This window comes from Agrobacterium sp. LY4 (assembly GCF_001526585.1).
Taxonomy (GTDB): Bacteria; Pseudomonadota; Alphaproteobacteria; order Rhizobiales; family Rhizobiaceae; genus Agrobacterium; species Agrobacterium leguminum.
Map to the genome: position 1 here is coordinate 410422 of NZ_ASYA01000001.1, position 21334 is coordinate 431755.

The window sequence follows — 21334 nt, forward strand, 5'->3', positions numbered from 1 at the left end:
TGTCCTGACATATGAAGCACGACGCTTCGATGCAAGTTTCGCCGCACTATATCGCGTCAAATTCGCCAATTCCACGAGGCCGCCATGAAATAGGACTTGAGTTTTTTTATGGCTTGATAAATGACAGCCGACATCTTCTCAGGAATCTTGAATGGCCCCAAACCAGTTTTCTTCCGGTGACGTCATTGCCGACCGCCGGGCGGACTATGCCCGCATGCTGGCGGAGAGCGGTGACTTTCCCGCTGCCGCCGAACTCATGGAACAGGCGCTGGAGCTTGCGCCGCGGTGGACGGCGGGCTGGTTTCGCTTCGGGGAATATCACGAAAAAGCGGGCGAAACGGAAAAAGCCGTGGCGGCCTACGGGAAAGTCGCCGAACTGGACACCGAAGGACTGTTTGCAGCCGAGCTGAAACTCGCGGTTCTCGGCGCCGCCGAAACGCCCGAGCAACCGCCGAGCCGCTATGTGGAAGGGCTCTTCGACGATTATGCCGACCGTTTCGAAACCTCGCTTTTGGAAAAGCTGGATTACAGCGTGCCGCAAAAGCTGGCGGAACTGATCGGCAAGGCGGCGGGAAGCGGCGTGTTCGACACCATTGTCGATATTGGCTGCGGCACCGGTCTCCTTGGCGTTGAAATCCGCACCTTCGCAAACCGGCTGGAAGGTTTCGATATTTCCCAGAACATGCTGGCCAAGGCGGAGGAAAAGGGGCTTTACGATCATCTCGACCAGGCCGATCTTTCGCTGGAGCCGGAAGCCTCGGGGCTCTTCACCTCCACGCTTGCGCAGCACCGCGCCGGCCTTGTGGCCGCCGCCGATGTGATGATGTATCTCGGCAGTCTCGAAACCGTCATGCCGCTCGTTTCCGCCCTGCTTTCGCCTTCAGGCTTTTTCGCCTTTTCGGTGGAGGATGCGGGGGATGAAGACGGTTTCGTGCTTCGGGAATCCCTTCGTTACGCCCATTCGAAGAGCTATGTGACCGAGCTTCTTGAGCGGACGGGCTTTTCTCTCATCGAAATTAGCAAAACCACCATTCGCAAGGATGCCGGAAAACCCCTTTCCGGCATTCTTTTTCTTGCCCGTGCCAAAGCCTGAACATTCCGTTTCTTGCCATTTTCGCGATAGGTCAGGCTTCCTTACGTATCCATCTTGCTCAGATGTTTTTTGCAGTGCAAAATATGCCTGAAGCTGAGGAAAAAAGCGTGAGCAGAACGAGAAGCGTTTACGGCATGTGGAGTTCCGATCCGGCCAAACATGCGCCGGTCGAAGACGTGCAGGGCATCGTCACCGGTGCCATCGTCTCGGCGCTCGGCTTTTATCTTCTGAACAAGGTCGGCCTTCTGACCGGCGGCACCGCCGGCGTCGCCTTTCTCCTGCATTATGCTTTCGGCATCAGCTTCGGCCTCCTGTTCTTCCTCGTCAATCTGCCGTTTTATTACCTGTCCTTCCGCCGCCTCGGTCTTGCCTTTTCCTTCAAGACCTTCATCGCCATCGGCCTTGTTTCGGTGCTGACGGAAGTGGAAGCGCGCTGGATGGTGATCGACAGCATCAACCCGCTCTGGGCGGCGCTGCTTGGCGGTCTGCTTCTGGGTTACGGCTTGCTGGCTCTTTATCGCCACCGCGCCAGCCTTGGCGGCATCGGCATTCTCGCCATTTATATTCAGGATCGCTTCGGCATCCGCGCCGGTCTCATCCAGCTCGCCTTCGATGCCTTCGTGATGCTCTGCGCCTTCCTCGTTATCGATCCGGCGACCGTCGTTTATTCGATTGTCGGCGCCTTTGTCCTCAACATGTTTCTGGCCATCAATCACCGCTCGGACAGATATATCGTCGTGCGCTGAGCGACAGCGGTTGAAATCCGTCGCGCTTTTGCGCAATAGCTCGACAGAGGCCGGAAAATCAGGGGAACAGGCATGGTCGATACGACTGCACGCAAGCGCTTGAATATCTGGGCTTCCGCGCCCGATCGTCATTCGCTGCTGGAGGATGCTCAGGGCGTTCTGGCCGGCAGCATGCTCGTCTCGCTCGGTGTGACACTGCTTTCTGCCGCGGGCCTGCTCACCGGTGGCACCGTCGGCCTTGCCTTTCTGGCGCATTATTCCACCGGCTTCAGCTTCGGCGCGGTGTTCTTCCTCGTCAATCTGCCGTTTTATTATCTCGCCTTCCGTCGCCTCGGCCTTGCCTTCACGGTCAAGACCTTCTGCGCCATCGCCATGACGGCGCTGCTGTCGGAATATATGCCTGGTTTCTTCGCCTTTCAGAGCATCAATCCGGTTGCTGCGGCTCTCTTTGGCGGATTAACCGTCGCGGCCGGCATGCTGGCGCTGTTCCGTCATCGCACCAGTCTCGGCGGTTTTGGTATCCTCGCGCTTTATCTTCAGGATCGTTTCGGCTGGCGTGCAGGCCTCGTGCAACTCGCCTTTGATGGCATGGTGCTGGTCTGCTCGTTCTTCGTGGCCACACCTTTCGTCATCGTCTGCTCCGTCCTCGGCGCGCTGGTCATGAACCTCACGCTTGCCATCAATCACAGGAACGACCGCTACATCGCCATGTAGCGGCCGCCCATTTTGGGTTTAAGAGGTCACGCCGCCTTCGCAGCCGCATCGACCGGATGCTGCGAGCGGAAGCCGACGGCGATGCGGTTCCAGGTGTTGATCGCGCCGATGGCGACGGTGATCTTCACGATATCCTCATCGGAAAAATGCGCCTTCAGCGCCTCGAAGGCGTCATCCGGGGCGCCGGTTTTGGCAATCTTCGTCACCGCGTCCACCCAGCCGAGCAGCGCCCGTTCCTGCTGGGTATAAACGGGGGATTCCCGCCACACGCTCATCAGGTTGATCCATTGTTCGGAAAGCCCGTCATGGCGGCTCTCCTTCACATGCATGTCCACACAGAAAGCGCAGCCGTTGATGATCGAGGCACGCAGCTTGATGAGGTGAACGAAACGGCGCTCCAGCCCGCTGCCCTGAACGTAATTCTCCAGAGCCATGACGGCCTTGAAGGCTTCGGGGGATGCTTTGGCATAGTTGATACGGGTTTTCATAGGTCTCTCCATTGGTTGGGGTCTGTTTGAGGACATGCGTTATCGATCCGGAAAGCCGTGAGGCTTCCGGTATTTCGGTGATCCTGTCTTTTCGGGTCTCAGCGCGTTGCTGTTTTGCGCTCGTTCAGCTCCAGAAAGGCGCAGCCACGCGCGGCAATCCCGCCATCGTCATTGGCGGCAAGGTCGCCCAGAATGTCGGCGATGGTGGTTTTGGCGAGTTCGGCCCGATAGGCCTTCTCCGCTTTCAGCATCGCGGCATTGATGCCGCAGGGCTTGGTGAAATAACGCCCCGGCAAGGGGTTTGGCCCGCGCTGGCGGATTTCCGCGCAGCGGAAGGCAGGTTGCGGCCCTTCGACAGCCAGCACGATATCGAGCAGGGTGATCCTGTCGGTCGCCCGGGCCAGACGGTAACCTCCCTTCGGCCCCGGCACGGTGGCGACAATCCCGGCATTGGACAGCGACTGGAGATGCTTCAGCAGATAGCTGGTGGAAACGCCGTGAAATTCGGCCAGCGCCGCTGCAGACAGCACGCCGCCTTCGGAAAGCCCCGCCAGCATGCCCACGCTGTGAATGGCCTGTTCCACGCCGTCGCCGAGTTTCATCCGACTTGTCCCTGTGCGGTTTGTTTCAGTATCGTGGATAAAATTTATCCGTGATTATGCTTTCTGTCAAGCGGTCCCGTTCCGCCCTTCTTTTTTGCAGCTTTTTCACTACTTTGAAGTTGTGAAACACACCGAGTCTCCCATTTCCGGCACGCATGTCGGCGCTTTGCCCCTTCCATTCCAGAAATGGTTTGCCGAAAAGGGGTGGTCGCCGCGCGCGCATCAATTGGAGTTGATGGCGCGCGCACGCGGCGGTGAAAACATGCTGCTGATCGCGCCGACGGGCGCCGGCAAGACGCTGGGCGGCTTCATGGCCTCGCTCACCGATCTGGCGGAACGCGGCAAGGTGCCGGCAGGCTCGGGCTTCGTCGGCGTGCACACGCTCTATATCTCGCCGCTCAAGGCGCTGGCGGTGGATATCGAACGCAACCTCACCAGACCCGTCTCCGAAATGGGCCTGCCGATTTCCATCGAGACGCGCACCGGCGATACGCCGCAGGGCAAACGTCAGCGCCAGAAGGTCAAGCCGCCGGATATTCTACTGACGACGCCGGAGCAGGTCTCTCTTCTGCTCGCCAACAAGGAGGCCGAGCGCTTTTTCCGTGACCTGAAATATGTGGTGCTCGACGAGCTGCATTCGCTCGTCACCTCCAAACGCGGCCATCTGCTGGCACTGGCGCTCGCCCGTGTGCGCCGGCATGCGCCCGATGTGCGCTTCATCGGCCTTTCGGCCACGGTGGCGGAGCCGACGGATTTGCGCCGTTATCTCGCGCCGCAGGGGCAGGATGAGCCGCCCGCCGGTCTCATCACCGTCGAGGGTGGGGCAAAGCCGGATATCTCCATCCTGAGTACGGAAGAGCGCATCCCATGGTCCGGCCATTCGGCGCGTTACGCCATGAAGGATCTATATGCCGCGCTGAAGGACCATCAGACGACGCTGATCTTCGTCAACACCCGCTCGCAGGCGGAGCTGATCTTCCAGGAACTCTGGACCATCAATGACGACAATCTGCCGATTGCGCTGCATCACGGTTCGCTGGATGCCGGCCAGCGCCGCAGGGTGGAAGCGGCCATGGCGGAAAACAAATTGCGCGCCGTCGTCGCCACCTCCACGCTCGATCTCGGCATAGACTGGGGCGATGTCGACCTCGTCGTGCATGTCGGCGCGCCGAAGGGCGCAAGCCGCCTGGCCCAGCGCATCGGCCGCGCCAATCATCGTATGGACGAGCCGTCAAAGGCGATCCTCGTTCCCGCCAACCGCTTCGAGGTGATGGAGTGCCGCGCCGCACTGGATGCCAACTACATCGGCGCGCAGGACACGCCGCCGATTGCCGAGGGCGCGCTCGATGTTCTCGCCCAGCACATACTTGGCATGGCCTGCGCCGAGCCCTTCGATGCGGATGATCTCTATCGCGAAGTAACCAGCGCCTCGCCCTATGCCGACCTGCCGCGCGCCACCTTCGACCGGGTGGTGGATTTCACCGCCACCGGCGGTTACGCGCTGCGCACCTATGAGCGTTACGCCCGCATCCGCCAGATGAAGGACGGCCGCTGGCGCGTCTCCAATCCGGCGGTCGCGCAACAATATCGCCTGAACCTCGGCACCATCGTCGAGGCGGCGGAACTCAATGTCCGCATGGTCAAGCGCAATGCCAAAGGCACGGTCGGGCGCGGCGGCATGTCGCTCGGCAAGGTCGAGGAATATTTCCTCGAGCAGCTGGTGCAGGGCGATACCTTCCTCTTCGCCGGCAAGGTGCTGCGTTTCGAAGGTATACGCGAGAATGAATGCCTGGTCTCGCAGGCCTTCTCCATGGACCCGAAAATTCCCTCCTATGCTGGCGGCAAGTTCCCGCTCTCCACCTACCTAGCGGATCAGGTGCGCTCCATGCTGGCAGACCCGACGCGCTGGCATGCCCTGCCGGATCAGGTGCGCGACTGGCTGGCGATCCAGAAGGAAAAGTCGATCATTCCCAAGCGCGACGAACTGCTGGTGGAGACCTTCCCCTTCCGCAAGCGCTTCTTCATGGTCATGTATCCCTTCGAGGGGCGCTTGGCGCACCAGACGCTCGGCATGCTTTTGACGCGCCGGCTGGAGCGGGTGGGCGCAAAGCCCATGGGCTTTGTCGCCACCGATTATTCGCTTGCCATCTGGGCCATGGAAGATATCGGCAGACGGCTGAAATCCCGCCGCCTGTCGCTTGCAGACCTGCTGGACGAGGACATGCTCGGCGACGATCTGGAGGCGTGGCTGGACGAATCCTTCATGCTGAAGCGCACCTTCCGCAATTGCGCCGTCATTTCCGGGCTGATCGAACGCCGCCATCCCGGCAAGGAAAAGACTGGTCGTCAGGTCACGGTCTCCGCCGATCTTATTTATGACGTTCTTCGCAGCCATGAGCCGGATCATATCCTGATGGAAGCGACGCGGCGCGATGCCGCGGCGGGACTTTTGGACATTGGCCGTCTTGGCGATATGCTGAGGCGAATCAAGGGTCACACCACCCATTGCGCGTTGGAACATGTCTCGCCGCTCGCCGTTCCGGTCATGTTGGAAATTGGTCGCGAGACGGTGGCGGGTGAGGCGATGGACGATGTGCTGGCCGAGGCCGCCGACGAGCTGATCGCCGAGGCCATGTCCTGAAACATCTGGGCGGAATGAAGGAACAAAGGCAAAAGTGCTGAGCCGGCTGACATTGAGCGACAGGTTTTCCAATGGCTTCGAATGCCTCGGCAGCGAAACCGTCGTGAACGGCGTCGCCGCCTGGTGCGATCCTTTGGGCGGGCTTTACCTCCCGGACCTGTCGCTGCTCGTCGTTTCCGATCTGCATCTGGAAAAGGGCGCGGCTTTTGCAAGGCGCGGACGCATGCTGCCGCCTTACGACACCATCGCCACGCTTAAAATCCTCTCCTCCCTCGTCAGCCGTTACGATCCGAAGATCGTCGTCAGCCTTGGCGACAATTTCCACGACCGCGTCGGTTCCGAGCATCTGCCGCTGCCGTTGCGCGAGCTCATCCGCGACATGGCCCGTGGCCGCGAATGGATATGGATCAACGGCAATCACGATCCCGACGGAACGGTCGATCTGCCGGGCTCTTCGGTAGACGAGATGTTTTACAGCACTCTCGTCTTCCGCCACGAGCCGAAGCCGGGCGATGCCGCCGGCGAAATCGCCGGGCATCTGCATCCCTCCGCCACGGTCCGCCGCCGCGAAAAGACGGTGCGGCGGCCCTGTTTCGCCACCGACGGTTCACGTCTGTTGATGCCGGCTTTCGGTGTCATGAGCGGCGGGCTGGATTTGCGGCACAAGGCCATGCGCGGCCTGTTCGATCATGCCGCTCTCGTCGCGCATCTGATGGGGAGGGACCGCATCTATTCGGTGCGGTTTTCAAATCTTCTCGGCTGAGCGTCTCTTCCGGACGTAAAACCGCAACGCAGCTTTACTGGAAATGCCCTATTGCCGGTAGACCAGCACCGGTATCTTCGAATTCTTCAGCACCTTGGCCGTGACACTGCCGAGCAGCATCTCCACGAAGCTCCTGCGTCGGTGCGAGGCCATGGCGATGAGATCGCAGCCGCTCCTGTTGGCGGCTTCGATGATCGCCTCGTCGGGCCTTCCCGCTCGCGCCAGCAGCGCTTCGCAATTCAGCCCCATGGAAGTGGCCTGCGCCTGCGTATCCCTCAGCAGATGTTCCGCTTCCTCGCAGCGGTGGAATTCTTCTTCGGCAATTGCGGCAATGTCCTCGACATCGCTGGCAATCACGTGAAAGGGTTCCGATACCGTCACGACGGTCACCTTTGCGCCTGCCTCCTTGGCGAGAGCGAACCCTTGGTCGATTGCGATCTGCGCCAGCGGCGAGCCATCGGTGGGAATGAGAATGTGCTTGAACATGACATTTCTCCTTTTCATCCCGGTCACAACCACACATGCTCGCCTGGAGCTGCACGTATGATTGTAAGGCCTTGAATTTTACTGCAAACCGATGACGGAAGCGAATGCTATCTTTGCCGACAGGGGCGGCAGACGCTCTCTTTTGCGGGATGAAAACCAATCAGTCCTTGCGGAAGATGATGCTGGCGCCCCAGCCGGTCACGACGGCGAGCAGAACGCAGAGCGCACCATAGGCAAGCGGCGTCTGATGCGCGGCGTCGGTGATCGCCTGTTCCATGCCGGTCTTGACGACGCGTAGTTTCAGTTCGCGCTGGGCGATGAATTTGCCGCTCTTGAAGAGATAGGCGCGGGCGGTGTGCACGCCGTTCGGCACGTTGGCCGGCAGGCGCAAAGTCGCCCAGAACAGGCCGGTGCGTTCCAGCCGCACCCCGGTCGTGTCGTTGCGATAGATGCCGCTGGAAAGCTTCAGACGCCGATAGGCTTCCTGAAAATCGAAGACGTTGTCGGGCACGCCGGAAAAGACCGCGCTTTTCAGTGACAGATGGTCGACGCCAAGCCCCATGGCGCGGAGCGTTCCGGGCGAGGCGACATCGCTGATATTGCGCGTGCTGGCCATGGAATAGGATTCCGGCAGCGGCGTGAAGGTGATGGCGCTGGTATTGATCCAAATGCCCGCCACGCGTTCCTTCTTGCGCACGGTCATATAGTCGCTCGGACCCTCGAGCGTCACGACAATGTCGTATTGCCCGATGGCGAGCAGCAACTGGTCGGTATTGTTCAGCGCGCCGAAAAGCGTGAAATCCGCGCCGCGAAAATCGGAAGCAATTGGAATTTCGGTCGTCGATGCGCCGATTTCGATATTTTCCAGCAGGGATCGCTGCTGCGGGCCGGGCGGCAGGGCAAGCGGCGGCGTCTGGGCCGAAGCGGTCTGCCCGAAAGTGAGACATGAGGCCAGTGCAAGGGCGGCAAGCAGCAAATGGCGGGTCAATAACCTAACCCCCCGACGGCAACCGAAAACAGGTCTTCGGGTCGCACCACCAGCGATACGGCAAGGCGAAGCGCAACAGCGAGAACGAGAAGCGCAAGCAGGGCGCGCAGCTGTTCGCCGCGCAGTTTCTGGCCGACGCGCACGCCGTATTGCGCGCCGATGACGCCCGCCACCATCAGGATGAAGGCCAGCACCACATCGACGGAATAGTTGGTCGCCGCCTGAACCACGGTCGTATAGGCGGTTACGAAAATGATCTGGAAAAGCGAGGTGCCGACAACCACGCTGGTGGGTATGCGTAAGAGATAGATCATCGCCGGCACCATGATGAAGCCGCCGCCCACACCCATGATCGAGGTGAGGATGCCGATGCCGAAACCCAGCGTGACGATGGGAATGATGCTGAGATAGATCTTCGATTTCTTGAACCGCATTTTCAGCGGCAGGCGGTGCACCCAGTTGTGATGGCCCGGCCGGCGCAGCGTCACGGTTTCGTTGCGGGCCGCGCGGCGAAGCGCCGAAATGCTTTCCTTCAGCATCAGCCCGCCGACGGTGCCGAGCAGGATGACGTAGAGCAGCGACACGATGAGATCGAGCTGGCCGATGCTGCGCAGGAAGGAGAATATCCATACGCCGACCGTCGCCCCCACCAGGCCGCCCACAAGCAGCACGCTGCCGAGCTTGACGTCGAGCGTGCCGCGCCGGAAATGCGTGATCGAGCCTGATACGGAGGAGGCGACCACCTGGTTTGCACCCGTCGCCACGGCCACCACAGGCGGAATATTGTAGAAAATCAGAAGCGGTGTAATCAGAAAGCCGCCGCCCACGCCGAACATGCCGGAAAGAAAACCGACGGCCGCGCCCATGCCGAGAATGATGAAAATATTCACCGACAGTTCTGCGATCGGCAGATAGACAGTCACGGCTCGGACCTCGGGCAAATGGTTCCGGGCGGCAGGGCTTGTCCGGGTGAGGGGGCCGCGCCGCGATTTACACTTTCTGTCTGAAAAGACCGGGCATGCCCGGCCTTCATTCGTCATGCCCGCGAGGGCCTGACCTGTCAACATTCAACGGTAAATACGTTGATAATTTGGAAAGATAGCGGCCGTGTGTCGGCAGCCGGCCACATTCCTGCGCCGGGCTGAGCGAAAGCGGCCTAGGGGCCGCTTCGCCGGTTCTCGAATGTTTATTTGTTGCGGGCGAGAAGCGCGGTCACCAGCTCGTTGGTAATGCGGCCGTCCGGCGTCTGGCCCACGGACTTCTGGAAGTCCTTTATCGCCGTCACGGTGTTCTTGCCGAGCTTGCCGTCAGGCTGACCGGCATCGAAACCGTTCTTGTTCAGGATCGCCTGAATGTTGCGGATCGCCTTTTCCATGTCCACGGAAGCAGTTTTCACGCCTTCCTTGCCGGCCCATTCCTCGGGCGGGTTGACGCTGTTGGCATCTTCCGAAAGCGGCTTGACCTTCCAGGCGTCCACCTTGGCCTTGGCGCTCTGAAGTTGCTGCGGGTTCAAGGCTCCTGCCACTTCGTCGCGCTTCTGGGCGGCGTCGGCGTCGCCATCCCTGGCTGCGATGGCGAACCACTTGTAGGATTCCTCGATATCCTGCTTCACGCCGCTGCCGCGCGCATAGAGAATGGCGAGGTTGAACTGGCTGTCACGAACGCCGAGGTCGGAAGCCTTGATGAACCATTGTGCGGCGGCGGCGAAATCCGGCTGACCGGCCGCATCGGAAGCAAGCAGGACGGCGAGATTGTGCATGGCGCCGGCATTGCCCTGTTCCGCGGCCAGCGTGTAATAGCGCTTGGCTTCGGGAAGGTTGCGTTCGACGCCGTTCGCCTTCTCGTAGAGATTGGCGAGACGATATTGCGCGGGTGCAAGGCCGCGATCAGCGGCGAGCTTGTACCATTTTGCCGCCTCGGTGCGGTCGGCGGCAACGCCGCGGCCATCGGTGTAGCGGGCTGCGATCTCGAACAGCGCCTGCGTGTCGCCCTTGGCGGCCGCTTCGGCAAGCGATGCCGGCTCGATGCCGGCGGGAACGGCGATGGCGTCCTGGGCGGGAGCAGCCGTGGCGGCGACCTGTGCCGGAGCCGAAGGTTCGTTCTGCGCGACGGTGCCGGAATTTGCCGCATCCACGGCGGGAACGTCGGCAACCGGCGGCTCGTCAGGCAGCGGTGCGCCGCCAACGGTGCGGGGATCGATGATGTTTTCCGCCGGTGCGGTGTTTTCGATGCTGTCGGCGGATGCGGCCTGTTCCGGATCGATGGCGAGATCGGACGGAATGGTCACGGCCTTGTCGCCGGCTTCGGGAAGCGCGGAGACCGGGCCATTGTCCTGCTTCTGCTCGATGACCGGAGCCGGAGCTTCCGCGCCGCCGATCAGCGTCTTGACGAGCGGCATGGCCATCATCGCCAGAAGAATGGCGCCGATGCCGAGCAGCAGCGGGCGGCGATAGCGCGAAAGCCCCGATGCCTCGGCCTTGCGGCCCTTCTTGCCGGTATCAAGCTTCTCCGGCGATGTTTCCATGGCGGCGGCCTGCGCCGCACGACGGGCGGCGGCAATGAAATCCGTCCGTCCTTCGGCGTCTGCGGCCTTGCCGCTGGCGGCCACCTGGCTGGCGCGCACGCGCTCGAGGATTTTCTTGATATCGGGCGCACCCGAACCCGGCTCCAGAAGTTCGTTCTCCTGACCCGCCGGCAGAACGTCGATCGGATCGAGCGACGGGGCGGGCTCGACCTGCGTGCGGGCGGAGGAGGCCGATACGGGTTCTTCTGCGGTTTTGACGGTCTTTGCCGTACCCGTCTTGAAACGCTTCGTCAGGCCGGCAAGCAGGCTCTTTTTTTCCGCCTTCGCGGGCTTTGCCGCAGCGGGAGGCACGATGGCATCCCCATCTTTCCCGTCGGCGTCGAGAATGGCCTGTTCTTCGGCGATATAACCCTCTTCCGGGAAGATGGCGGCCGGCATGGACACATCTTCGTGCGCGGGGGCCGCCACAGGCTTCGCGACGTTGCGGGGCGCGGCCTCTTCGCGGTAGACGGGGGCATTGTCGAGGTTATCAAGCCGGCCGGCGATCTGCACCAGCGTCTCATGCAGCGCTTCGAATGTGCGGTGCGTGCGCTCTTCGGTGTTGCGGCTCAAGGCTTCGAGATTGCGCAGATCGGTCGCAAGATCGGTCAGCATCGTCATGTCGGCAAGGTTTGCGCCGGCCGAGAGATTGTTACGGGTATAGGCGTCCAGAACGGCCTCGGCCGCCTGCCGGGCTGCTTCGATGATATATTCGTCGTTGGACGCCATGTAGTCTTCGATGGCCGCCATGCGGGCATCGAGTTCAGGCGGCATGCCAGCGGCCTGCATCTGCACCGGCTGGCTGATCAGCGTCGAGAGATGGGCGATCTGGTTTTCGAGGCTTGCCAGCGCGTGGCTGTCGGCGGGCGCGGCATGGGCGGTCTCGTCGAGACGGGCGGCAATATTGCCGAGCCGCTCTTCCAGACGCGAGAAGGCGCTTTCGCTGAGACCCGATGCCGGCTGCGGCTGGCTGTAACGATAATCGAGGTCCTCGATCCGGCGCGAGAGCAGGTCGAGCCGCTCTGCCAGACCGTCATTGACGGCGCCGTGATCCAGCGCGTCGATCTTGCGGGAAATGTCGCTGAGGAAAGACGTCAGCTCCGCCTGTTGCGAGGGGCGCTGCGAACGCTCCAGAAGCAGGGAAAGCTGGTCCAGCCGCTCATGCAACTGGGCGGCGTCGCGGGCGGTGCTGAGTTCGTCGATCTTGCCTGCCAGCGCTTCAAGGCGGGCGGTCAGGTCCAGCGCCGGTTCAGGTTTTGCGGCGGCAAGGCGGTTGATGTCGCCGAGCTGTTCGGCAAGGCCGTTCAGCCGGGTTTCCAGACGCTGCGCCAGCGCATTGTCCGTTGCCTGCGCATTGGCGCGCGTGCCGGTTGCGGCAATGGCGCGGCTGATTTCGTCCAGCCGCTGGTCGAGACCGGAAAACTGTTCGGTAAAGGCCGCTTCGTTCGGCTGCATGTGCTTGCCGAGCTGCTCCACGGCGCTGGCAATCGCGATCAGCTTGTCTTCGAGCACGCGCACGGCCGGATTGTTGCTCATGCCGCCGAGCTGGGTCTTGATGTCATCGAGACGATAGGCGAGCGAAACGATCTCATCCTGCAACGCGCCGGCGTCGAAACCGCGCAGCGTGTCTTCCACATTGTTCCAGCGGCTTTCGATCCGGTGCACGCTGTCTTCGCGCGCAAGCTGATCGATCGTCAGACGCAGATCCTCGAATTCGTTGCGCAGCCCGTAGGCATCGGGAGATGCCAGATTGCCGAGCTGGTCGATGCTGCCGGCCAGCCGTGCGATATCGTCGCGCAGATCGCCGATGAACTGCTGGTCTTCCGCCACCGCGCGAATATTGCGGATCTCGGTGCGCAGGCCTTGCGCTTCGCGGGCAACGCCCTCGGCAATGTCGTGCTTCAGCTCATGCCGCAGATTGACGAGCGCCTGGGCGATTTCCTGCAGGGCCGCGTCATTGCGCTGCGGTTCCTGATAGGGCGGGATGGAACGCGCGCGCGGTGCGGGAGCGGCTGCTGCCTGCTGTGCGTCCCTCGGCCGGTATTCCGGTGCAAGCGGTCTGGTAATCGTCCGTTCCGGCCGGGCGGCGGGTTCCTGCGGGCGCTGGAAGCTCGCCTCGAGGAGGCGTTGGCGCTGGCGGATTTCGTTGACGGGATCGAGCTGCGGCGGCGTGACGGCGGCGCGCACGGCATAAGCCTCGCTTTTCGCTTCGGGCTGAGCGCTCGCGGCCCGGGGGTCGCGCGGGAACTTCTGGCTCATCAGCCCTTCGATACGGGCTTCAAGGCCTTCAATGGTGCGATTGAGCGCATCAAGAGACGATCTGTCGCTTGGCTGTTGGGTTTTCGATCGCAATCCGTTCATCTTTTCGCTCGCTTCGCTTCCGCCCGCCGTGCCCGGTTATCTGTCGCGACGTTGCCTGCCTGGACACGCCGTCGCCGCAACATGCAGCAATCCTAGAGCCGGTATTTGCCCCCGTTGAGGAAAATGCGCCGGAGTACGAAGCAGTTACCTCTGTCGGGAGAATTCACGAAACGTGGTAAAGAAGTGGTTAACTATGGTCGGAATTTTTTAACTTTTACGGCACGCGGCAGCCCTGCGCCGGGCCGGATGTCCATTCCGCGAAAAAGGAGAAGGGATATTCCGCTGAAATTTATTTGACGTTTACGCGCACGTCAAATATTGTCATCCCATATCGGCCGGATTATCGCCGGCGCCCACGATGCGGAGGAACATCGGTAATGCCTGTTTACAAGGCCCCAGTTAAAGACACGCTTTTTATCCTGAACGACGTTCTCGGCCTGGAGCGGTATAACAACCTGCCCGGCTTCGAGGATGCAACCCCCGACATGATCGAGGCCATTACCGGTGAAGCCGCCAAGCTTGCCGAAGAGCGGCTTTTCCCGCTCAACCTTTCCGGCGACCAACAGGGTTGCAAGCGCGCCGATGACGGTTCGGTCTCCGTGCCGGATGGTTTCAAGGATGCCTATGACGCCTATTGCGAAGGCGGCTGGATCGGCCTTGCCGTTCCGCCGGAATTCGGCGGGCAGGGGCTGCCCTATACGCTGCACGCCGCCATCGGCGAATATATGTCGTCGGCCAACCTGTCGCTGATGATGTATCCCGGCCTGACGCAGGGTGCGATTGCCGCCATTCTGGTGCATGGCACGCAGGAGCAGAAGGACACCTACCTGCCGAAGATGGTGGAAGGCACATGGTCCGGCACCATGAACCTCACCGAACCCCATTGCGGCACCGATCTCGGCATGCTGCGCACCAAGGCCGTGCCGCAGGCTGATGGCAGCTACAAAATTTCCGGTCAGAAAATCTTCATCTCCGCCGGCGAACATTCCATGACGAACAATATCGTTCATCTGGTAATTGCCCGCATCGAAGGCGCGCCGGAAGGCACCAAGGGCATTTCGCTCTTCATCGTGCCGAAGTTCCTGGTGAAGGAAGACGGCACGCCGGGCGAGCGCAACGGCGTCACCTGTGGCGCCATCGAACACAAGATGGGCATTCACGGCAACGCCACCTGCGTCATGAACTACGATGATGCGACCGGTTATCTTCTGGGCGCTGAGAACAAGGGCCTTTCGGCCATGTTCGTGATGATGAACGAAGCCCGCCTCGGCGTCGGCCTTCAGGGTCTTTCCGTTGGCGAGATCGCCTACCAGAATGCGGTTGAATATGCCCGTGAGCGCATTCAGGGCCGCTCGCTTTCCGGCGCGAAATTCCCCGACAGGAAGGCCGATCCGATCATCGTGCATCCCGATATCCGCCGCACGCTGATGACCATCAAGGCCTATAACGAGGCCGGCCGCGCCTTCCTGCTTTGGACCGCGCTGCAATCCGACATCGCCCACCGCGCCACTGACGAAAAGCAGCGCCAGGCGGCGGACGACCTGCTCGGCCTCGTCACCCCAATCCTGAAAGGTGTGCTGACCGACAAGGGCTTCGACCATGCGGTGATGGCGCAGCAGGTCTTCGGCGGTCACGGCTACATCGAGGAACATGGCATGAGCCAATATGTCCGCGATGCGCGTATCACCATGATCTATGAGGGCGCCAACGGCATTCAGGCACTCGATCTGGTGGGCCGCAAGCTCGGCATGAATGGCGGCCGCGCCGTCATGGCGCTGTTCAAGGAAATCGGCGATTTCTGCGAGGAAAACCGTGCCGATGAAAAGTTGAGCCTCTACACCAAGGGCCTGAAGAAGGGCTTGAACGACCTGCAGGCCGCAACCATGTGGTTCATGCAGAACGCCATGGCGAAACCCGACAATGCCGGTGCCGGCTCGACCGACTATATGCATCTCTTCGGCATCGTGGTGCTGGGCTACATGCAGGCGCGCATGGCGAAAGCGCCAGCGAAGCGCTTGCAGCAGGCAGCGCTTCAGACGAGGATTACCTCAAGACCAAGCTTGTCACGGCGAAGTTTTATATGGAGCGCATCATGCCGGAAACGGCGCTGCGCAAGGCCCGCATCGAAACCGGCGCGGACACCATGATGGAACTGGCTGCGGAAGCATTCTGAGAAATCTGGCGTTTACGAGCGCCACAGGGAGAGAGTTATGACTGACGTATTTATCTACGACCATGTCCGCACCCCGCGCGGACGCGGCAAGAAGGATGGCAGCCTGCATGAGGTGCCCTCCGTTCGCCTTGCCGCCAAGACGCTGGAAGCCATCCGCGACCGCAACGGGCTGGACACTTCTGCCGTCGATGACATCATCATGGGCTGTGTCGATCCCGTCATGGATGCCGGTGCGGTGATCCCGAAGGCCGCCGCTTTCGAGGCCGGTTATTCCAACAGGGCGCCGGGCATGCAGATCTCGCGCTTCTGCGCCTCGGGTCTCGATGCCATCAACTTCGCAGCCGGCAAGGTCAAGGCGGGGTCTGACGACATCGTCATCGCCGGCGGCGTCGAAAGCATGTCGCGCGTCGGCATGGGCATGTCGGGCGGCGCCTGGTACATGGACCCCTCGGTCAACTTCCCGGCCTTCTTCATGCCGCAGGGCGTGTCGGCCGATCTCATCGCCACAAAGTATGGTTTCTCTCGTGACGATGTCGACGCCTATGCCGTCGAAAGCCAGAAGCGCGCGGCGCATGCCTGGGATAAGGGCTATTTCAACAAGTCGGTTATTCCGGTGAAGGACTCAAACGGCCTGACGATCCTCGACCGTGACGAGCATATGCGTCCCGGCACGGACATGCAGGCGCTGGCCTCGCTCAACCCTTCCTTCCAGATGCCGGGTGAAATGGGCGGCTTCGAAGCCGTCGGCATCATGGCGCACCCGGAAGTGGAGCGGATCAATTACGTCCATCACGCCGGCAATTCGTCCGGCATCGTTGATGGCGCGGCCGCCGTGCTGGTTGGCTCTAAGGCGGGCGGCGAGGCGATGGGCATTAAGCCCCGCGCCCGCATCAAGGCTTTCGCCAATATCGGCTCCGATCCGGCGCTGATGCTGACCGGCCCGGTGGATGTGACCGAAAAGCTCCTGAAAAAGACCGGCATGTCGCTTGCCGATATCGATCTTTTCGAACTCAACGAAGCCTTCGCCGCCGTGGTCCTGCGTTACATGCAGGCCTTCGACATCGACCACGACCGGATGAACGTCAATGGCGGCGCCATCGCCATGGGCCATCCGCTCGGTGCAACCGGCGCGATGATCCTCGGCACGGTGCTGGATGAGCTGGAGCGGCGCGATCTGAACACCGCGCTCGTCACGCTCTGCATCGGCGCTGGCATGGGCACGGCGACGGTTATCGAGCGGGTTTAAGGCTGGTCATGAGGCGCGAGGTTTACGAGTGGCCCAAGAATGAGATCGAACAGCAGCTGGCTCGGCACAATCTGGGAAAGGATATGGCACAGGATCACAGGGCGTCCATCCGCCCCGTTTCCCCTGTCCACATCCGGCGGCTCCGGGCAGAGCGCTGGGGTTTGATCGTGTTTCTCGTTCTTGTGGTCGGTTGTATCGGCCTCGCAATCGGACTGTCGTAACCGCAGGGAAATTTGAGGGAAGAGGAATCCCAAATGAGCACTTACACCAATTTCACCATCGAGACGGACGCAGACGGCATCGCCCTCGTCACCTGGGACATGCCGGAAAAATCCATGAACGTCTTCACGTCAGAGGTGATGGACGAGCTGAACGCCATTGTTGACGCGACTGTCGCCGATAGCGCCGTCAAGGGCGTTGTCTTCACGTCAGGCAAGAGCACCTTTTCCGGCGGCGCCGATCTTTCCATGATCAAGTCGATGTTCTCCTTCTACAATGATGAGAAGACGAAGAACCCGGATCAGGCCGCTGCAAGGCTGTTCGAACTGGTTGGCCGCATGACGGGCCTGTTCCGCAAGATCGAGACCAACGGCAAGCCCTGGGTTTCCGCCATCAACGGCACCTGCATGGGCGGCGCGTTTGAGCTGTCGCTTGCCTGCCACGGCCGGGTCGCCTCCAGCGCCAAGAACCTCAAGATCGCCCTTCCGGAAGTCAAGGTCGGCATCTTCCCCGGCGCCGGCGGCACCCAGCGCGTGCCGCGCCTGACGGATGCGCAATCGGCATTGCAGATGATGACCACCGGCCAGTCGCTGACCGGCGCGCGCGCCAAGGCCATGGGGCTGGTGCATCAGGTGGTGGAGCCGGATCAGCTGGTCTCCACTGCAAAGCAGATGATCAAGGACGGCCTGAAACCGGTCGCCCCCTGGGATGAAAAGGGCTTCAAGGCCCCCGGCGGCGGCATCTGGACGCCTGCCGCAGCCCAACTCTGGCCTGCCGCGCCGGCCATCCTGCGCCGCGAAAGCGCCGGCAACTATCCGGCCGCACTCGCCATCCTCAAATGCGTCTATGAAGGCCTGCAATTGCCCTTCGATACGGCGCTGAAGGTGGAGCAGCGTTATTTCACCGAAATCCTTCGCTCGAAGGAAGCCTTCGGCATGATCCGCTCGCTGTTCATTTCCATGCAGGAACTGGGCAAGGGCGCGCGCCGCCCGGCCGGCCAGCCGAAGACCGAGTTCAAGAAGGTCGGCGTTGTCGGCGCGGGCTTCATGGGCGCTGCCGTCGCTTATGTCACCGCTGCCGCCGGCATCCCCGTTGTGCTGGTGGACCGCGATCAGGAGGCTGCCGACAAGGGCAAGGGCCATTGCGAGGAAAGCGTCAAGGCCGCCATCGGCAAGGGCAGGCTGACCCAGGATGAGGCCAAGGCACTGCTCGACCTCGTCACCCCGACAGCGGATTACAAGGCGCTCTCCGATGCCGATCTCGTCATCGAGGCCGTCTTCGAAGACCGCGACGTGAAGAAGGCCGTCATCGAGGCCGTGGAAGCCGTCTTGCCGCAGGGCGCGATCTTCGCCTCCAACACCTCCACTTTGCCGATCACCGGCCTTGCGAAAAACTCGAAGCGCCCGGCGGATTTCATCGGCATCCACTTCTTCTCGCCGGTCGAGAAGATGATGCTGACGGAAGTGATCCTCGGCAAGGAAACCGGCGACAGGGCGCTCGCCGTCGCGCTGGATTACGTGGCGAAGATCAAGAAGACCCCGATTGTGGTCAACGATACCCGCGGCTTCTTCGTCAATCGCTGCGTGCTGCGCTACATGGCGGAAAGCTACGATATGCTGATCGAAGGCGTACCCGCCGCCATGATCGAAAATGCCGCGAAATTCGCCGGCATGCCGGTCGGCCCGCTGGCGCTGAATGATGAGGTGGCGATTGATCTTTCCTACAAGATCCTGAAAGCCACCGTCGCCGATCTCGGCGAAAAGGCCGTCGATCCGCGCCATATGGAGCTGGTGAAGACGCTGGTGGAAGGCGAGGGCCGCTTCGGCCGCAAGAACGCCAAGGGCTTTTACGACTATCCGCCAAAGCCCGCCAAGAAGTCCCTCTGGCCCGGCCTGAAGGACCTTTATCCGCAGCAGAAGCCTGAAGCGGTTGACATGGAGGTGCTGAAACAGCGCTTCCTCGTCACCGTGGCGCTGGAAGCCGCCCGCACGGTGGAAGAAGGCATCGTCACCGATCCGCGTGAGGCGGATGTCGGCTCCATCCTCGGTTTCGGTTTCGCGCCCTATACTGGCGGCGCGCTGTCCTACATTGACGGCATGGGCGTGAAGAACTTCGTGGCACTCGCCGAAAAGCTCAGCGAGACCTATGGCCCACGCTTCAAGCCGACGCCGCTGCTGAAGGACATGGCCGCCAAGGGCGAGACCTTCTACGGTCGCTTCGATCCCTATGCCAGCGCCGCCAAGGCGGCCTGAGGCTTCAAGTGAGACATTGAACAGGCCCTTCGGGGCCTGTTTTATTATGCCTGTCTCCCCGCTTTCCGTGCATCCTTTGCCGGGCTGAGGCGTTGAAAAGGCTGGCCGGGCAAAAGCGCCCGCCGCCGCAATTCAGCACGCCCCAGGAGACAGCGATGAAAGCACCACTGCGATCCCACGGTTTCGACAAGCCCTCGGACCTTGACGACCATCTGGCCGAACTGGACGAAGAGGCCGTGGAGAAGAAGGCTGCAAAACCCGCTGCTGCCCGAAGGGTGCGGGCCTCCGCCTCACCGGAATCATCCTTGCGCGCGGAACTGGATGATCTGCGCAAACAGCTCGAAAAAATTCGCCGCGACGTCAAACGGCTGGAAGCCGCCTCCAACCCGTCGCACCGCAAATCCCCCGATGCCCGGCATGAGCGCGACCGCGAGAATTCGCGCCTGATGACGGTGGTGCGCTCCGTTGCCGTTACCTCGCTGGCAAGCCGGATCTTCGCCTCCTCGCCCGTCATGGCGGCGCTGGTGGCCGTTGTGCCCATCGCGCTTGGTCTTGCCGCACGGCGCAATGAGGGGGCATAAGCCGCCACCTGCCGCGCCACCGCCCGCTGGCCCGGCGGATGCCCAAGAGTGGGTTTTCCGCCGCAATCCGGCCTTCGCCGGGCAGACTTTCCAGCCATCCACAGGCGCCGTGAAAAAACTGTCAAAAAACTTCGCGATGGCGCTTGCCATGTCCGAACAAGATGTTATAACCCCGCTCACTTTCGGGGCGCCAAACAGCCCCGCCCGCCAAAAGCGGAGGTTCTTCAAGGACCTGAAGTGCCCGGATAGCTCAGTTGGTAGAGCAGCGGATTGAAAATCCGCGTGTCGGTGGTTCAAATCCGCCTCCGGGCACCATTTATCTCAATAGCATTGTTGACGAATCGCGTGCTTGGCGACTTGTCCATTTGCAGGCAAATTTTGATGAGTAGCTACAGCCATCATATGCTTTTGACAGGCCCGGTGTAGCCATGGGCCAACCCTGCTTATTGCAGGCAGTTGGAGAGCAGCCCGCAAATGGATCGTGTCACAAGCCTACCTCTTCTGCCGCCCGGCATTGTCTATTTTGACGGCTTTCTCTCTCCAGAGGAGGAGGCCGCCGTCGCCCACAGACTGGATGCGGATGTGGATGTGGATGTGGATGCGGATGCGTGGAGCACGGAGCTGAAGCGCCGCGTGCAGCATTTCGGTTATCGGTACGACTATAAGGCGCGCGCTGTTACCGCGGAAGCGTATCTCGGGCCGTTGCCGCCGTGGCTTGGCGTGTTCGCTAAGCGGTTGGTTACCGCAGGTTATTGTCGGGATTTGCCCGATCAGGTTATCGCGAACGAATATCTTCCGGGGCAGGGCATCAGTGCGCATGTCGATTGTGTGCCCTGTTTTGACGATACGATCGTGTCGATAAGCCTTTTATCCACATGCGAGATGGTTTTCCGCGAATTGCGTGGACCAGCCATATGCGGCGTCTTGCTTCAACCTCGCTCCGGCGTCTTGCTGAGAGACGCGGGCCGCTACGGCTGGACCCATGAAATTCCGGCGCGAAAATCGGATATCGTGAATGGAGTTAAGACAGCCCGAGGCAGACGAATTTCCCTCACTTTTCGCAAGGTCATTGCTTCGAAACAGTATTGATCAGAGAGGAACGCCCTGTTCCTCCATTCTTGTGAGCAACAGTTGAAGAAGCGCGGTTGGGTCTTGATCCATTGCGGCCGACAATTTTGCAAATTCAACGACGTCTATTCGTCTTTCAGAGCCTTCGGCCTTCGCGACATAGGACTGTGGCTTGCCCAACCGATCTGCGACCTGCTGTTGTGTCAGGCCCGCTTTTCGCCGCGTGTCGGTCAGTATCTCAACAAGAAGCTGGTACTCGGGTGTATGTGTAGACTTCGTCACGAGCTCCAGAACCCCGAAATTTTAGGAGCTCACGGATTAATCCTGATTTAGAATTATCCCATTATGGG

At 61.1% G+C, this 21334-nt stretch carries 16 protein-coding genes, 1 tRNA gene and 1 pseudogene; 11 read left to right on the top strand and 7 right to left on the bottom strand.

Going from position 1 to position 21334, the window contains the following annotated elements; all coding sequences use genetic code 11:
- Positions 1-151 precede the first annotated feature (151 nt).
- From L904_RS02060 to L904_RS02070, 3 genes are all read left to right on the top strand, one after another.
- Positions 152-1093, top strand: a complete 942-nt coding sequence (locus tag L904_RS02060; protein ID WP_035265140.1) for a class I SAM-dependent methyltransferase — start codon at positions 152-154, stop codon at positions 1091-1093.
- Positions 1094-1227: 134 nt separating this feature from the next.
- Positions 1228-1839 (top strand): YitT family protein, encoded by a 612-nt coding sequence (locus tag L904_RS02065; protein ID WP_035236585.1) that lies wholly within the window; start codon positions 1228-1230, stop codon positions 1837-1839.
- Between the two features lie 72 nt (positions 1840-1911).
- On the top strand, positions 1912-2553 hold the full coding sequence (locus tag L904_RS02070) for a YitT family protein (protein ID WP_035265143.1): 642 nt from the start codon (positions 1912-1914) through the stop codon (positions 2551-2553).
- Positions 2554-2579: 26 nt separating this feature from the next.
- Here L904_RS02070 and L904_RS02075 read toward each other — a convergent pair whose 3' ends face one another.
- Together L904_RS02075 and L904_RS02080 are read right to left on the bottom strand one after the other, a co-directional pair.
- The gene (locus L904_RS02075; RefSeq protein WP_035265145.1) at positions 2580-3041 is read right to left on the bottom strand and encodes a carboxymuconolactone decarboxylase family protein; all 462 of its coding nucleotides are present in this window, start codon (positions 3039-3041) and stop codon (positions 2580-2582) included.
- Between the two features lie 98 nt (positions 3042-3139).
- Positions 3140-3643 carry an Rrf2 family transcriptional regulator gene (locus tag L904_RS02080; RefSeq protein WP_003519926.1) on the bottom strand — a complete coding sequence of 168 codons (504 nt, stop codon included), beginning with the start codon at positions 3641-3643 and terminating at the stop codon, positions 3140-3142.
- Between the two features lie 121 nt (positions 3644-3764).
- On the opposite strand from L904_RS02080, the gene L904_RS02085 reads away from it, so the two are divergent.
- Both L904_RS02085 and pdeM read left to right on the top strand, forming a co-directional pair.
- The gene (locus tag L904_RS02085) at positions 3765-6284 is read left to right on the top strand and encodes a ligase-associated DNA damage response DEXH box helicase (protein ID WP_051671948.1); all 2520 of its coding nucleotides are present in this window, start codon (positions 3765-3767) and stop codon (positions 6282-6284) included.
- A 34-nt stretch (positions 6285-6318) separates the two neighbouring features.
- A complete protein-coding gene (gene pdeM / locus L904_RS02090; RefSeq protein ID WP_035265147.1) occupies positions 6319-7047 on the top strand; it encodes a ligase-associated DNA damage response endonuclease PdeM in 729 nt (242 codons plus the stop codon).
- A 48-nt stretch (positions 7048-7095) separates the two neighbouring features.
- Here the strand turns inward: pdeM and L904_RS02095 are convergent, their stop codons facing one another.
- The 4 genes from L904_RS02095 to podJ all read right to left on the bottom strand — a co-directional run bounded on the left by L904_RS02095 (position 7096) and on the right by podJ (position 13445).
- On the bottom strand, positions 7096-7533 hold the full coding sequence (locus tag L904_RS02095; protein ID WP_035265148.1) for a universal stress protein: 438 nt from the start codon (positions 7531-7533) through the stop codon (positions 7096-7098).
- Positions 7534-7693: 160 nt separating this feature from the next.
- Positions 7694-8521 carry a TIGR02186 family protein gene (locus L904_RS02100; protein WP_035265149.1) on the bottom strand — a complete coding sequence of 276 codons (828 nt, stop codon included), beginning with the start codon at positions 8519-8521 and terminating at the stop codon, positions 7694-7696.
- A complete protein-coding gene (locus L904_RS02105) occupies positions 8518-9444 on the bottom strand; it encodes a sulfite exporter TauE/SafE family protein (RefSeq protein WP_003522786.1) in 927 nt (308 codons plus the stop codon). The genes L904_RS02100 and L904_RS02105 overlap by 4 nt, the downstream gene beginning before the upstream one ends.
- A gap of 263 nt (positions 9445-9707) precedes the next feature.
- Positions 9708-13445: a cell division protein PodJ gene (gene podJ / locus L904_RS02110; RefSeq protein WP_020810481.1), complete on the bottom strand. Its 3738-nt coding sequence runs from the start codon at positions 13443-13445 to the stop codon at positions 9708-9710.
- A gap of 377 nt (positions 13446-13822) precedes the next feature.
- Here podJ and L904_RS02115 point away from each other — a divergent pair.
- The 6 genes and pseudogenes from L904_RS02115 (at position 13823) to L904_RS02145 (ending at position 21005) form a co-directional block, all read left to right on the top strand.
- Positions 13823-15618, top strand: a pseudogene (locus L904_RS02115) (acyl-CoA dehydrogenase C-terminal domain-containing protein).
- A 37-nt stretch (positions 15619-15655) separates the two neighbouring features.
- The gene (locus L904_RS02120; protein ID WP_020810482.1) at positions 15656-16864 is read left to right on the top strand and encodes an acetyl-CoA C-acetyltransferase; all 1209 of its coding nucleotides are present in this window, start codon (positions 15656-15658) and stop codon (positions 16862-16864) included.
- A 254-nt stretch (positions 16865-17118) separates the two neighbouring features.
- Entirely contained in the window at positions 17119-19335 is a 2217-nt protein-coding gene (locus L904_RS02130; RefSeq protein ID WP_035265151.1) for a 3-hydroxyacyl-CoA dehydrogenase NAD-binding domain-containing protein, read from the top strand.
- A gap of 155 nt (positions 19336-19490) precedes the next feature.
- A complete protein-coding gene (locus tag L904_RS02135; protein ID WP_020810390.1) occupies positions 19491-19916 on the top strand; it encodes a hypothetical protein in 426 nt (141 codons plus the stop codon).
- 239 nt (positions 19917-20155) lie between these two features.
- Positions 20156-20231: transfer RNA gene (locus tag L904_RS02140), tRNA-Phe, on the top strand.
- A gap of 159 nt (positions 20232-20390) precedes the next feature.
- Positions 20391-21005 carry an alpha-ketoglutarate-dependent dioxygenase AlkB gene (locus tag L904_RS02145; protein WP_020810389.1) on the top strand — a complete coding sequence of 205 codons (615 nt, stop codon included), beginning with the start codon at positions 20391-20393 and terminating at the stop codon, positions 21003-21005.
- Here L904_RS02145 and L904_RS02150 read toward each other — a convergent pair whose 3' ends face one another.
- A complete protein-coding gene (locus L904_RS02150) occupies positions 21006-21266 on the bottom strand; it encodes a helix-turn-helix domain-containing protein (protein WP_020810388.1) in 261 nt (86 codons plus the stop codon).
- Between the last annotated feature and the right edge of the window lie 68 nt (positions 21267-21334).